Below are 14,290 nucleotides of genomic sequence, written 5' to 3'. Positions count from 1 at the left end.
GAATTGACTATGCAGGACTTGCTGTCTCAGGACGAAATCGATGCGCTCCTTCATGGAGTAGACGACGTTGACATCGACGCCTACGACGACACCGACAAAGACGGCGTAAAAAAATACGATTTGGCCAGCCAGGACCGGATCGTCCGCGGGCGCATGCCAACACTGGAAATGATTAACGAGCGTTTTGCCCGGTACACCCGCATCAGCCTATTCAATATGCTGCGGCGCACCGCCGATGTGTCAACCAGCGGCGTTCAGATCATGAAGTTCGGCGAGTACGTGCACACCCTTTATGTGCCAACCAGTTTGAACCTGTGCAAAATCCGTCCGCTGCGCGGCACGTCTTTGTTTGTGCTGGATGCAAAACTGGTCTTTAAACTGGTGGACAACTTCTTCGGTGGCCAGGGCCGTCACGCCAAAATTGAGGGCCGCGAATTCACCCCTACCGAAAACCGCATTGTGCAGATGATGCTGAATCAGGTGTTCCACGACATGCAGGAAGCCTGGCAGACGGTGTTAAAAGTGAATTTCGAGTATCTGAGCTCGGAAGTGAACCCGTCTATGGCCAATATTGTCAGCCCCAGCGAAGTGGTCGTGGTGAGCACCTTTCATATAGAACTGGACGGCGGTGGCGGCGAGCTGCACTTTGCGCTGCCATACTCGATGATTGAGCCCATTCGCGATGTGTTAGACGCTGGCGTGCAAAGCGACATCGACGACACCGACGAACGTTGGGTAAGCGCGCTTCAGGAAGACATCAAGGCGGTGAGTGTGGCGGTGAACTCTACAATTTGCCGGCGTCACATTTCACTGCGCGAAGTGGCCAAGTTTAAAGCCGGTGACATTATACCCATTGAAATGGCAGATCATTTAACCGTCACCGCTAACGGTATTCCGATATACACCGCAACGTTGGGCACCCGCGATGATAAATTGGCATTGAGAATTCACGGACGGGCGACGTTGCCCAAGGTCAAGAAACAACTGAAGGTAGGGCGCACCTAATGGCTGACGACGATAAAACAGACGACCAAAATATAAGCGAAGACGAAAAGCTGGCAGCGGAGTGGGAAGCCGCGATGGGTGAGTCTGGTGCAGATTCCGGTGTAGAGCCTGACAGCACCGAAGACGACTGGGACGCGGCGATGGCCGAGGCGGCTGGCGCCGGGAATAATGATAAAGAAAGCGACAAAAAAAACAACGTGCGTGCAGCGCCCATGGAAGAGTTTGGTTCAGACAGCGTTAACACCTCAAAAGGCTCGCCAGATCTCGACGTGATCATGGACATACCGGTGACCATCTCGATGGAAGTCGGCAATACCATGATTCCCATCCGCAATTTACTACAGCTGAATCAGGGTTCGGTGATCGAGCTTGACCGTCTGGCCGGCGAGCCGCTGGACGTGCTGGTGAATGGCACCTTGATTGCCCACGGCGAGGTCGTGATGGTTAACGATAAATTTGGCATTCGCCTGACTGACGTCATGAGCCCGGGCGAGCGCATTAAGCGCTTGCAGAAATAGTATGACGTTAAAGCTCTTGCAGGCAGTCCCTATATTCTGGTTGATGGCGGCATTTCCGGCCATGGCAGAGCCCGCTGCGTCGCAAGCGCAAACACAACTAAGTGGGGCGACGCGCACTCCGGATACCCTATCTACACTGGTGAGCCTGGGTTTGGGCTTGCTGGCGGTGATTGCGATTATCTATGGCTGTGCCTGGCTGATCCGCCGCATGACCGGCATGACCGGCATGAACAACAGCGCCATTAAAGTGGTATCGGTGATGGCCCTGGGCGCCCGCGAACGCATTGCGGTGGTGGATGTGGCTGGCCAGCAGTTGCTGCTGGGTATTACTCCCAGCACCATTCGCACTCTGCACGTGTTTGATGAGCCAGTCGTGAGTGTAGGCAGCAGCGCGCCCAGCGGTGAATTTGCCCGCAAACTCCACTCCCTGATGAATAAAACCCAGGCCCCGAATGCGGCGGCCGACAGTTCTGGCAGATCGACCGATGACCGCAAGATTTGAACCTGTGCGCCTGCTAAAGGCGCTATTGCCGTTACTGACCGTCATCGCTGCCATGGTCTGGGCGCCGCTGGCTCAGGCAGACCTGCCCGGCATACCCGCGTTCACCGTAGAACCCGGTGCCGGCGAGGGCCAGCAGGAATATTCGGTGACCCTGCAGATTCTGGCGCTGATGACGGCGCTGACGTTTTTGCCGGCGATGTTGATGATGATGACGTCGTTCACCCGCATCATTATCGTATTTTCCATATTGCGCCAGGCCCTGGGCCTGCAATCGGCGCCGTCCAATCAAATTTTGCTGGGGCTGGCGTTGTTTATGACCATATTCATTATGAAACCGGTGCTGGAAGAAGCCAACCAGGTAGGGTTGCAACCCTACCTGCAGGAAGAAATGACCTCGCTGGAAGCCGTGGAAGCCGCGTCGGAGCCGTTCAAAAAGTTCATGCTGGCACAAACCCGCGAGAGCGACCTGGGCCTGTTCATGCGCATGGCTGACGAGCAGTTTGCCGGCCCCGAAGACGTCACATTCTGGGTGCTACTACCGGCGTTTGTCACCAGTGAGCTGAAAACTGCGTTTCAGATCGGTTTTATACTGTTCATACCTTTTTTGATCATCGACATGGTGGTGGCCAGCGTGCTGATGGCCATGGGTATGATGATGCTGTCGCCGATTATTATCTCGCTACCGTTTAAAATCATGCTGTTTGTGCTGGTAGACGGTTGGGCGTTGATAATGGGCACCCTGGCGGCCAGTTATGGCCTTTAGTGTGCGCGGCGCCGAATGCCATGAAGAGCTAAATGGAGACCACCTATGACCCCGGAAACCGTCATCGATATTCTGCGCGAAGCGCTGTGGATGATTGTGCTGCTGGCCACAGTGATCATTACCCCGGGCCTGGTGATTGGTTTAGTGGTGAGTACCTTTCAGGCTGCCACCCAAATCAACGAACAAACCCTGAGCTTTCTGCCGCGCTTGCTGATTACCCTGATCGTTATTATTGTGATGGGACCGTGGATGCTGACACAGCTGCTGGACCACGCTAATGCGCTCTTCTCCCGCATTCCCTTTTTGATCGGCTGACCCATGCTGCCTACCGAACTCGGTGCCGATCTGATAGGCCAGTGGGTTGGCCAGCATTTATGGCCACTGTTCCGCATTGCCAGCTTTCTGATGGTGATTCCCATTTTTGGTACCCAGTTGGTGCCCGCGCGCGCGCGTCTGGGTCTCGCCCTGTTGATGACCATTATCGTGGTGCCGATAATTCCCCCGGTGCCCCAGGTAGAAGCCTTAAGCGCCGATGCAGTGGTAATTACCCTGCAGCAGATATTGATTGGTGTGGGGTTGGGCTTCGCGCTAACCGCTCTGTGGCAGCTGTTCGTGATTGCCGGCCAAATGATTGCCATGCAAATGGGCCTGGGCTTTGCGTCTATGGTGGACCCCGCCAACGGCGTGAACGTGGCGGTGCTGGCGCAAATCTACACCATCACCATCACTTTGTTGTTTCTGGCAATGAATGGCCACTTGGTGGCGTTTGAAGTGTTTATCGAGAGTTTTCGCACCTTGCCTATTGGCCTTGAAGGCCTGGGGCAGGCCGGGGTGTGGCAATTGGCGCACCGTATCAGCTGGATGTTTGTATCGGCGATGCTGATGGCGCTGCCGGCGGTAACGGCGGTGTTGATTGTCAGTATTTCTTTTGGGGTGATGACCCGCGCCGCGCCGCAGATGAATATTTTTGCCCTTGGCTTCCCCATTGGCCTGATTTTTGGATTGTTTGCTATCTGGGTGTTGCACGCCAATTTTCTACCGCATTTCGATGTTTACACTCGGCAGACGTTTGATTTCATGCGCGAGTTGCAGCAGTAGTCATAAAAGCACCAACACCAGGGTATTTTGATAATGGCCGACGACGACAACAGTCAGGAGAAAACCGAAGAGGCCACCCCCCGAAGGCTGGAAAAGGCTAAGGAGGATGGCGAGACTGCGCGCTCCAAAGAACTGGCAACCATGTCGGTATTATTGGCCGGTGCCGGCGGCCTACTGATTTTTGGCACCCATCTTGGTGCCGTTCTGGAAGGTATTATGCGTGACGCCTTTACCATCGAGCGCAGCGCTATTTTTGATATGCGCCACATGAGCGTGCAGTTAATTGCGTCCGCCAAAGCCGCGGCTTGGGCGTTGTCGCCCATTCTGGCCGTGCTGCTTGTGGCGGCTATAGCGGGTTCCATCGGCATCGGTGGCCTACTGTTCAGCGGCAAATCCATTGCGCCCAAGCTTAGTCGTATGAACCCTATAAAGGGCATTGGTCGCATGTTCTCTGCACGCTCGCTGATCGAGCTGTTTAAAGCCATCGCCAAAGTGGGTCTGGTACTCACCATCGCTATTCTCATTCTGCAAGTGCGAACGGTGGACTTGCTGAGCATCTCCGCAGAACCGACGGTTCCGGCTATGGAGCATGTACTCTGGACCCTGGGTTGGAGCTTTTTTTTGTTGTCCTGTGCGACCATCATTATTGCTGTGATCGATGTGCCCTTCCAGATTTACGATCACCAGAAAAAGCTCAAAATGACCATGCAGGAAGTAAAAGACGAACACAAAGACAGCGAAGGCAAGCCCGAGGTGAAAGGCCGTATCCGCCAGCTGCAGCGAGAGATGTCGCAGCGACGGATGATGCAGGACGTGCCCACCGCTGACGTGGTCATCACCAACCCGACCCACTACGCGGTGGCGCTGAAGTACGACCAGAACAGCATGGCCGCGCCTATGGTGGTGGCCAAAGGCGGTGACGAACTGGCCTTCAAAATTATGGAAATTGCCCGCGAAAACAAGGTAGAAATTCTGCGCACACCACCGTTGGCGCGGGCGGTGTATCACAACAGTGATATTGGTCAGGAAATACCAGACGGCCTGTACATGGCCATCGCCCAGGTGCTGGCCTATGTATTCCAGCTGCGCCAGTTCCGCAAAGGCCACGCCGACAAACCCACCATGCCAAACTTCCCGATACCGTCGGACTTGCGACGCGACACCTGATGAGATAGAGGAAATTTATTGTGTCATTTGAAACCCTGATTTATACCATCAAAGACGGCTATGCCGAGATTCGCTTCAATCGTCCCCATCGTTTAAACGCCGTTGTTGAGCAGTTTTACAAAGACTTATTGGCGGCGTTGAACCAGGCAGAAACCGACCCTGAGGTCAGAGCCGTTTTATTAACCGGTGAGGGGCGCGCCTTTTGTGTTGGCGCCGATATGAAAGAGCACGGTTCCGGCGAGCGCAGCCAGTATCAGCGTCGGCAGTATCTGCAATTGGCTAATGACGCTTGCGAAGCGATGTTTCGACTGAGTAAGCCGGTGGTTGCGGCCATTAACGGTTATGCATTAGGTGCGGGGGCCGAAATGGCCTGCTCCTGTGATTTTATATTTATGGGCGAGACGGCAAAAATCGGCTTTCCCGAAGTCAGCATTGGCACCTGTGTCGGCGGCGGTGTGACCAGTTTTCTGCCGCGTTTGGTTGGGTTAGCGAAAGCTCGTGAGCTGATCTTCACCGGCGTTAAAATTGACGGCCCCGAGGCTGAGCGTATCGGCTTGGCGACTCGTTCTGTAGCCGATGAGGCATTGCTTGATGAGGCAGAAGCGTTTATCAAACAGCTGGCCACCAAGGCGCCAATCTCCATGTCATTGGTCAAGAAGCTATTGAACAATGCCTCGCACGCAGATCTAGATGCGCAGCTTCAGCACGAGTTAGACGGCGTGTTCATGTGCACGACAACCCAGGACTGGCAGGAAGGTGTTGATGCCTTCGCTCAAAAACGCTCACCAGTCTTCAAGGGCTGCTGATTATGAAAAGTTCATTGCACGATTTCCTGGCACCCGATTCGATCGCGATTCTGGGTGCCTCATCCGACCCCACCAAGCGCGGTTACAAGGCGATGGTTGGACTTGTTAACGACGGCTATGAAGGCGCGATCTACCCGATCAATCCGAAAGCCGATACGATTTTGGGTTACAAAGCCTATCCGTCGATGGAATCACTGCCGGGCCCGGCGGCGTTGGCTTTGATCTGTACGCCAGCGAAAACCATCCCTGACCTGCTGGGCCAATGTGGCCGCAATGGAACGAAAGGGGTGATTATCCTGGCAAGCGGTTTTGGCGAGGTGGACGAAGCCGGCGCCAAGTTGGGGCAGGAGGTATTAGAAGCCGCTCAAAAAGCCAACGTACGTATTGTTGGCCCCAACACATCCGGGGTGTTCAACCTCCACAAAAAAGTAAACCTGCTGGCTCTCGACAACGTCAAGCCAGGCGACATCGGTATTATCTCCCAGTCGGGCAATATGCTGCTGGCGCTGGCGCTTGAAGCGCAAAGCAACGGGCATGTGGGTTTCAGTACCTATGTGGGGCCAGGCAACCAGATTGATTTAGGTTTTGCCGATTATCTCCAGTACTTGGGCGAAGACGAGAACACGCGTGTGGCGACCCTTTACGTGGAGGGTTTCAAAGACGGCCGTTTGTTTTTAAACGTTGCCAAAGAAATCGCGAAAACCAAGCCTGTGGTGGTTTATAAGTCGGGCTCAACCGAGGCCGGCCAGAAAGCCGCCAAATCACACACGGGAGCCTTAGCCGGCAGCTATGCGATGACGGTTGACCTGCTTCGTCAGGTGGGCGTAACCGTGGTCAGCCAGTCTGACGAGATTTTGCCGGTTGCCGAAGGCTTGGGTCTTTTGCAGCAGGCGAATGGTAACCGGGTTGCAATTTTGGCTGACGGTGGTGGTCAGGCAACCATCGCTTCTGACCGCTTATCGGAAGCGGGGCTGGAGCTGGCTGAGCTGTCTGATGCAACCCGATCAGCGCTGCGGGACATTCTTTTTCCGCAGGCATCGTTGGTCAACCCGGTTGATGTTGCCGGTAGCACCGACGCCAATCCGGCATTGCTGGCTGATTGCATGAGCATCCTGGTTAAGGATACGAACGTTGACATGGTGTTCCTGGTCGGCATGTTTGGTGGCTACGGCATTCGCTTTGCAGAGGAACTCAAGGCGGAAGAGCTTCAAACGGCCGATGCGATCGCTGGGTTGTCTGGCCAGACCGATAAGCCGTTGGTGGTTTACAGTCTTTACAGCCATGTTCGGCCTGAGCCGCTGGTAAGGCTGCGTGAAGCGGGGGTGCCTGTTTACAATTCGATTGAGCACGCGGTTCAGGTGTTGAAAGCGCTTAGTGAACGGGGTGCCTATATTTCACGTACCGAGCGGGCGGAGCGGGCGCATCCTCTTAGCCCCAATGCCGACGTTGTTGCAACGTTTAAGCAGGCTCAGAAAAGTGGTCGGGACTTGTTTGAGTTCGAGGCTAAGTCACTGCTGCGCGCTTACGGGGTGGACGTGCCGAAAGAGTGGATTGTCCGGAACGAGGCCGAGTTTTTAAAGGCGGTGGCTGAGTTTGGTCACACGTCATTAGCGATGAAAGTTGTCTCCAAAGACATTCTGCATAAATCGGATGCCGGCGGAGTCAAACTTAACCTCAGCGGCGAGGCCGATTTACGCCGTGGGCACGCTGAAATTCTGGCCTCATGCAAGCTCTACAAGCCCGACGCCGAGATAGAAGGTGTTTTGTTAGCGCCCATGGCCCGTAAGGGCACCGAGGTTATTATCGGGGTAAGCCGTGACCCAATGTTCGGGCCGGTGTTGATGTTCGGTCTGGGCGGTATTTTCGTGGAAGTCTTGGAGGACGTGGCGTTTCGCGCCATTCCATTGAGCCGCGATGATGCCCGTTCCATGGTGGGCCAGATTAAAGCCCGCAAAATATTGGAAGGGGCCCGTGGCGAACCGGCGGTGAGCAAAGATGCGTTGGTCGAGCTGCTGTTGAAGGTTTCCAGTATCGTTGATGCACATTCGGAAATCCTTGAGCTGGATCTTAACCCCGTGATTGCCTACAACGACGGTTACGCGGTGGTTGATGCCCGAGTGATCGTTCGCCAGGAAGCACCGTTATGAGCCAATTAAATACGAGCCAGCCAAATATGAGCAATCTGCCACAGTTAGTTGATGCATTAATTACTCTTGAGAACCGTGTTGCGACCTTAACGCTTAACCGTCACGACTTACGGAACGCCCTTACTGGGTCGCATTTGATCGACGATATCGTTACCACAGCCGAATGGGTTAATGGCTGCGCCGATGTCTCGGTATTGGTTATTACCGGTGCCGGTTCAGCCTTTAGTGCGGGCGGTAACGTTCGTGATATGGCGGAGCGCGGCGGCGATTTCGCCGGTGATGCAGCGGAATGCGCCGAACGCTATCGTAAGGGCATTCAGCGTATCCCGTTGGTCATGCAGGCTGTCGAGGTGCCGATTATCGCCGCGGTGAATGGCCCGGCCATTGGTGCCGGTTTTGATCTGGCGAATATGGCGGATATCCGCATAGCATCAGAAAAAGCCAAATTTGGCGAAACCTTCCTTAACCTTGGAATTATTCCGGGAGACGGCGGCGCCTGGTTGATGCAACGCCTGATCGGCTACCAACGGGCTTTCGAGTTAACCTTATCTGGCCGGATTGTTGATGCGAATGAAGCCAAAGAGCTTGGAATTGTTCTGGACGTGGTGCCTGCTGATGAGCTGATGCCGACGGCTATGAAGTTAGCCGAGCGGATAGCCAGCCAGCCGCCTAAAGCAACTCGGATGACCAAGCGCTTGATGAAGATGGCGCAGCGGATGGAACTAAAAGACTTTCTGGATCTTTGCGCTTGTTTCCAAGGCATGTGCCATAACGAGCCAGAGCACCTGGATGCGGTGAATCGGATGCTGGAGTCGATGGCGCGCAAATGACCTAGCGTCAGCCCGACAAGCCACGGATGGCAAACGGTTTTCTTTCATTTAGGGCCGGCTCGTTACTTTGACATCTAGGCTGATAGTTTCACTGCTGCCAAACGTCAGCGTAAGCGGCAACGTGCTGCCTTCAGCGGTTTACGCAGGCGCCAGCTGAACCTGCTTGTTTGAGCCAACCACAATGGCGTTGATCGGCAGCATTTTCATCGATTAATCCTTTTATTTTTTGATTGTCTTTTTGATGCGGCAGTTAACGAGACGAGTATTAGAGCAAGCTTATTACTTGGTCTTTCATATCATCAATCGGTGTGCCCACGTAAAAGAAGCCTCGCACCCGGCTTTTCGTATCGATAATAAATATCTTTGCACTGTGGGAGTAAAGGTATCCTTCCTGCGCTTGTTCTTCGCTATCTACGGAAAGTTTTTTAAATTCTGTTGTTACTTTTTCATTGGCAAGCTTGCTGTATTCAGCATGGTAAAGCTGTGCAACGTGATTAATTTTTTCTTTTTCATCCACTAAGCCAACGAAGCTCGGGTCAAAGTAACTTAGGTATTTGTTCAGGTGTTCCGGCGTGTCGTAGTCCGTGTCTATGCTGATAAAAAGAACTTGTACTCTTGCCCGCTGCTCTGGAGTGAGCCGCTTGACCATTTGACTGATATGGGCAATCGTTGTGGGGCAAATGTCAGGGCAATTGGTATAGCCAAAAAATAACATGACCACTTTGTCTTGATAGTCTGACAGGCTGACCTCAACCCCTTTACTACTATTCAACGTAAAATCGCCGCCTATACCTTTAAGAACAGGCATCTGCGCCATAGCGGCGTTGCTGAAAAAGATCATCACCAAGCACAGAATTGCCGCGGATATTCCTTTGCCCAGAATAAAGCGTGTATTGTTTGTCATAGTTAACTCCTGATAATGCGATGGCCGAGCGCCTTAGCAGCGAACTTCTGCCCCTAGATCCGTTTTTGGCGCAAGATATTGCTCCGTATAAACGTGCACTAATACTTTGCCGTCTACGACGCTTAAGCGCAGGGAGGCGCCAATACCCGCGATCTCGGTTTCACCGTCGCCGTTGATCGCGCTCCATTGATATTCAAATTCAACCTGGTATTGCTGTTCGTCTAACGGGCTTATTTTCAGATTTCTTATCACTCGACGGCTTTGGGTTAACCCTTGCGCCTGCATATGGGCCTGATAGTCACTTAAACCCGCTACCTGCGTTTCAGCCAGGTTCACCTCGGCGTCACTCGCAAGCCACTGTGTTAGCGATGCTGAGTCAGGCTCATCCAGCCCTTGAGTCCAGTTATAAAGAAATGCGCGAATTAAATTTGTATCGGCGCTGGCAATGTAGCGAGATTCAAAATCATCGCGCTCATTCATTTCGGTTTCTACCTTGAACACTTGCTGGTAATCAGGGCTGAAGGTGATCAATTGTTGCATATACTGGCCGGTTACGTGATCGGAGTCCGCAGCAGCAGGGTAGAACTCTAAGGTTACGCGTACTTGATGGCCGGCAGGTGGGTTATTTGAGGCTGAATCTTCAGATACCGGCGCTATATCTAGAATCTGGTGCGCGCCTTGTGTCCAGCTGCTTTGTGGGTATTCTGCAAAATCGAGCGTGACCTGGGGATGGTTTTGACGCCAGTCTTCATTGCTGTCCAGTTCGCCGTACCATTGGTATACGCTGGCGTGTATTAAATAATCCTTGGCGTTTTCATCGGCTTGTTGGGCTGTGGCGGTTTGGTAAACCATAGCCAGCAACAAAATACCTATTACCCTGAGCATGGCATCTTCCTTCATCTCTAGGTTGCCGCAAATTCGTGGCTCAGAAATGCTATTTCTAAGCCACACCTTCGCGCAATTTCTTTGAGCCATTCGGTCATTAAACAGCTAAGAAACGTCTTTAAGACCTGATGGGAAAAGGCTTGCTGACCTGGGTCATTAAATCATCATTCCATTCGCCGTTAACCTTGATATGGCCTGCAGCACCTTTCATGATGGCTTCAATTAAATTGTGATTTACATAAACATATAGCCCAGGTTGCATGAAGGTATATAAAGCTGCGCCAGCGCTGCCACCGGCAATGTGCCAAGTCTCCAAATTTCGAGAGGGTCTGTCATTGAATGAACCTGTGTTCCAAACATAATCCCCGTGACCACCAATAATATGTGGGCGAGTATCACGGTTAGCTTGAGAGTGAACAAACAGCACCGTTTCACCAAGCTTGGCTGTCATGGAATTCTGACCCGTTAAGGCCCCAACTGCGCCGTTAAAGACTACATGGGATGGGGTGAGGGTTTTCATCACTTCTAAGGTTTCATTCATGCTGCCTAAAACAGTGTCATAAGCCTTGTATTGCCCTTGCTCATTCTTGGGAATATAGAAATCTTGTTCGCCAATGTAATAGGCCTTGTCGTAGGTTAAGTTGTTACCATCGCCATCGCTTAAGCCTTCACGTGGCAATACCATGATGGCACCATTCATACCCATCACTACGTGCCAGGGGATCATCACTCCGCCTGGTGCACAGTGATATACAAAAGTTCCTATTTTAGTGGCCTTAAATCTGAAGGTGACTTCTTCACCTGGAGCAACAAGCGTTAACTCTCCGCCTCCCAAGGCACCCGTTGCCGCGTGAAGGTCTATGTTATGGGCTAGCATGTTGGTTTTGGGGTTAACTAAGGTTAATTCAACATAGTCGTGTTGGTGGCAAACAATTAACGGCCCGGGCACGCTGCCATTAAAGGCGCATACCCATGACTTAGCACCGTTTTCTAGATCTATTTGTTTCTCTTCTACATCGAGGCGTATTTCAATGACTTTAGGCTTGCCTTTGGCGACCTGGTCATGTGCAGGTACCATAGGCGGGACTACTAGTACTTGCTTGACTCGCTCCAGCTGATCAGCGGTATAGCTAGCCATACGGTCCACTTGTTTGCCGCTTTCAGCCTGAGCCAATGCTGGCACTAACCCTGCCGCAATGCCTGCGCCCAGAAAGCCAGCACTGATTGAGCCGCTGAGAAAGTTACGACGCTGTTCATTAATTGCTGATGTTTTTGAAGTTTTGCCTTCCATAACTAGCTCCATGATTCAGTAGCATTTTTCTGCGTGTTGACAGCACAAAATAATTGAGTGGGCCATCGGAAACTGAGCATAGATAAGACGACAAAATTACAATTGATTGAAATCAAATCGATATAATTGGCGTTATCCTAATTGACCGAGATCAGATAAATAATCATTTTGTCAAAATTTGCAGTAGAGAATAGCAGGCTGAATGTGATCCAAAATCGCGTTAGCTGGCTTCGTCGAGCCGTTAAATTGATGCCGCGACGCTTAAGTTAGCCGACCCCCAGGGCGGGGGCCGGGTGCTGATCAGTCTTTCTTTTCGTAAATGGCTTTGCCCCAGGCCTCGCGTGAGCCCGGCAGAATCAGGTTCAGGGCGATGGCCACGATCGCACAAAGCGCGATGCCTGCCAGATGGCCCAGCACCATGCCGCCAATGCCGAATACCAGGGTGACACCTACAATCACCAGGTTGCGCGGTAAGTTCAGGTCCACCTGGTGGCGTATCAGCGTGCTCATGCCCACCACCGCAATAGAGCCGAACAGCAGGCATAGAATGCCGCCCATCACCGGCACCGGAATGGTCTGCAGCACCGCGCCGAATTTACCCACAAAGGCCAGTACAATGGCGATAACCGCGGCCCACCACATGGTTTTCGGGTTGAAGTTGCGGGTCAGCATGACGGCGCCAGTCACTTCCGAGTAGGTGGTGTTGGGCGGGCCACCCAGCAGTGATGCGGCGCTGGTGGCCAGGCCGTCGCCCAGCAGGGTGCGGTGCAGGCCTGGTTTGTCCAGGTAGTTCTTGCGGGTAACATTGCCGATGGCCAGTACGTCGCCAATGTGTTCAATAGCCGGGGCAATCGCCACCGGAATCATGAAAAGAATGGCTCCCCAGCTGAATTGTGGCGCGGTAAAGTTGGGAATAGCCAGCCAGGGCGCTTGTTGCACCGGCGTCGTATCTACCAAACCCATTATGGCTGCCAGGCCATAGCCCACCAGCACGCCAAACATGATTGGAATCAGGCGAAAAATACCTTTTGCCCACACCGATGCGCCTACGGTACACACTAGGGAAATCATCGCAATCCACAGCGCGGTGTTTTCCGCAATAAGCTGTACGCTGCCGTCACCGGTGCGGCCAGACGCCATGTGCACTGCTACCGGTGCCAGCCCCAAGCCAATCACCATAATCACCGGGCCAATCACCACCGGTGGAAGCAGGCGGGTAATAAAGCCGGTACCGCGGACTTTTACCAGGGCGCTCAGAATGATGTACAAAATACCCGCCGCCATGAGGCCGCCCATGGTTTCTTCCATACCGAATTTGCCTTTGGAGGCAATTACCGGGGCAATAAAGGCGAACGACGACGCCAGAAAAATCGGAATCTGGCCGCCGGTCACAATGTGGAAAATAATGGTGCCAAGGCCAGCAGTGAAGAGCGCGACATTCGGGTCCATGCCGGTAATCAGTGGCATCAGCACCAGTGCGCCAAAGGCCACCAGCAACATTTGGGAGCCGGCTAACGCTTGCTTCCACATGGGTTCTTGAAAAGGCTCATGAAAAGATTCGTCGACAGGCTGGTTGTTAGCGTCGTTAACATGCTCGTTAGCGTGCTGGGACATGTTTAAACGTCCTTCTGCTTGGTGCCGAAAATCTTGTCGCCGGCGTCACCCAGGCCAGGCAGGATATAGCCTTTTTCATTCAGGCCGTCGTCGATGGAGGCGGTGTAGATAGACACATCCGGATGCGCAGCCAGAACGCGTTTCACACCTTCAGGGGCGGCCACCAGAATCAGCGCGCGAATGTCGGTGCTGCCGGCTTTTTTCAGCAAATCAATCGTGGAAATAATTGAGCCACCGGTGGCCAGCATAGGGTCGATAATCAGCGCCATGCGTTGGTCCAGTTCACCCACCAGTTTTTCCATGTAGGTGGTGGCTTCCAAGGTTTCTTCGTTGCGGATCTGGCCCACCACGCTTACCCGTGCAGCGGGCAAGAGCGCCAGGACGCCGTCCAGCATGCCAATGCCGGCGCGCAGAATCGGGACGATGGTCACTTTTTTACCCTGAATCTGTTCAATGGTGACCGGCCCGGCCCAGCCGTCAATCTGCTGTTTTTTCAGGGTCATGTCTTTGGTGGCCTCGTAGGTCAGCAGCGTGCCCAGTTCTTGCGCCAGTTCACGAAAATTCTTGGTGCTGATATCGGCACGGCGCATCAGGCCAATTTTGTGCTGTATCAGAGGGTGTTTCACTTCGTGGATGGGCATGGCGGTTACCTGTTTGTCGTGATAATTGAGGGCGCAGGGTCGTTCATAAAGGCAACGACACAAAATGGCGAAAGGATACCGTATCTGGTGGTTTTCGTCAGGCCGCCGGTAGCAGAAAG

General features: G+C 53.2%; 15 protein-coding genes. 10 read left to right on the top strand and 5 right to left on the bottom strand.

The window, feature by feature from the left end:
• The first annotated feature begins 9 nt into the window (after nucleotides 1–9).
• The 10 genes from fliM (at nucleotide 10) to MIH18_RS06505 (ending at nucleotide 8,836) form a co-directional block, all read left to right on the top strand.
• Nucleotides 10–1,005 carry a flagellar motor switch protein FliM gene (gene fliM, locus MIH18_RS06550; RefSeq protein ID WP_249008021.1) on the top strand — a complete coding sequence of 332 codons (996 nt, stop codon included), beginning with the start codon at nucleotides 10–12 and terminating at the stop codon, nucleotides 1,003–1,005.
• Entirely contained in the window at nucleotides 1,005–1,523 is a 519-nt protein-coding gene (fliN, locus tag MIH18_RS06545) for a flagellar motor switch protein FliN (protein WP_249008022.1), read from the top strand. Before fliM ends, fliN begins: the two co-directional genes overlap by 1 nt.
• A gap of 61 nt (nucleotides 1,524–1,584) precedes the next feature.
• A complete protein-coding gene (gene fliO, locus MIH18_RS06540; protein WP_249008955.1) occupies nucleotides 1,585–2,025 on the top strand; it encodes a flagellar biosynthetic protein FliO in 441 nt (146 codons plus the stop codon).
• Nucleotides 2,009–2,788, top strand: coding sequence for a flagellar type III secretion system pore protein FliP (gene fliP / locus MIH18_RS06535; protein WP_249008023.1), 780 nt, complete (start codon nucleotides 2,009–2,011; stop codon nucleotides 2,786–2,788). The genes fliO and fliP overlap by 17 nt, the downstream gene beginning before the upstream one ends.
• A 45-nt stretch (nucleotides 2,789–2,833) precedes the next feature.
• Nucleotides 2,834–3,103: a flagellar biosynthesis protein FliQ gene (fliQ, locus tag MIH18_RS06530; protein WP_249008024.1), complete on the top strand. Its 270-nt coding sequence runs from the start codon at nucleotides 2,834–2,836 to the stop codon at nucleotides 3,101–3,103.
• 3 nt (nucleotides 3,104–3,106) lie between these two features.
• The gene (gene fliR, locus MIH18_RS06525) at nucleotides 3,107–3,886 is read left to right on the top strand and encodes a flagellar biosynthetic protein FliR (RefSeq protein WP_249008025.1); all 780 of its coding nucleotides are present in this window, start codon (nucleotides 3,107–3,109) and stop codon (nucleotides 3,884–3,886) included.
• Between the two features lie 33 nt (nucleotides 3,887–3,919).
• Nucleotides 3,920–5,053, top strand: a complete 1,134-nt coding sequence (gene flhB / locus MIH18_RS06520) for a flagellar biosynthesis protein FlhB (protein WP_249008026.1) — start codon at nucleotides 3,920–3,922, stop codon at nucleotides 5,051–5,053.
• Nucleotides 5,054–5,073: 20 nt separating this feature from the next.
• A complete protein-coding gene (locus MIH18_RS06515; RefSeq protein ID WP_249008027.1) occupies nucleotides 5,074–5,859 on the top strand; it encodes an enoyl-CoA hydratase/isomerase family protein in 786 nt (261 codons plus the stop codon).
• Nucleotides 5,860–5,861: 2 nt separating this feature from the next.
• Nucleotides 5,862–8,006: an acetate--CoA ligase gene (locus MIH18_RS06510; protein ID WP_249008028.1), complete on the top strand. Its 2,145-nt coding sequence runs from the start codon at nucleotides 5,862–5,864 to the stop codon at nucleotides 8,004–8,006.
• A 26-nt stretch (nucleotides 8,007–8,032) separates the two neighbouring features.
• Nucleotides 8,033–8,836, top strand: a complete 804-nt coding sequence (locus MIH18_RS06505) for an enoyl-CoA hydratase-related protein (RefSeq protein ID WP_249008956.1) — start codon at nucleotides 8,033–8,035, stop codon at nucleotides 8,834–8,836.
• A gap of 265 nt (nucleotides 8,837–9,101) precedes the next feature.
• Here MIH18_RS06505 and MIH18_RS06500 read toward each other — a convergent pair whose 3' ends face one another.
• From MIH18_RS06500 to upp, 5 genes are all read right to left on the bottom strand, one after another.
• Nucleotides 9,102–9,740, bottom strand: a complete 639-nt coding sequence (locus tag MIH18_RS06500; RefSeq protein WP_249008029.1) for an SCO family protein — start codon at nucleotides 9,738–9,740, stop codon at nucleotides 9,102–9,104.
• Nucleotides 9,741–9,773: 33 nt separating this feature from the next.
• Complete coding sequence (locus MIH18_RS06495) at nucleotides 9,774–10,625, bottom strand: hypothetical protein (protein WP_249008030.1); 852 nt, start codon at nucleotides 10,623–10,625, stop codon at nucleotides 9,774–9,776.
• Between the two features lie 118 nt (nucleotides 10,626–10,743).
• Nucleotides 10,744–11,916, bottom strand: a complete 1,173-nt coding sequence (gene nirK / locus MIH18_RS06490; protein ID WP_249008031.1) for a copper-containing nitrite reductase — start codon at nucleotides 11,914–11,916, stop codon at nucleotides 10,744–10,746.
• 300 nt (nucleotides 11,917–12,216) lie between these two features.
• Nucleotides 12,217–13,530 (bottom strand): uracil-xanthine permease family protein, encoded by a 1,314-nt coding sequence (locus MIH18_RS06485; RefSeq protein ID WP_249008032.1) that lies wholly within the window; start codon nucleotides 13,528–13,530, stop codon nucleotides 12,217–12,219.
• A gap of 2 nt (nucleotides 13,531–13,532) precedes the next feature.
• Nucleotides 13,533–14,171 (bottom strand): uracil phosphoribosyltransferase, encoded by a 639-nt coding sequence (gene upp, locus MIH18_RS06480; RefSeq protein ID WP_249008033.1) that lies wholly within the window; start codon nucleotides 14,169–14,171, stop codon nucleotides 13,533–13,535.
• Between the last annotated feature and the right edge of the window lie 119 nt (nucleotides 14,172–14,290).

The organism is Marinobacter sp. M3C (assembly GCF_023311895.1).
Classification (GTDB): domain Bacteria; phylum Pseudomonadota; class Gammaproteobacteria; order Pseudomonadales; family Oleiphilaceae; genus Marinobacter.
Note: the sequence above shows the minus strand (reverse complement) of the source record. Positions and strands in the feature narration are given on the sequence as shown.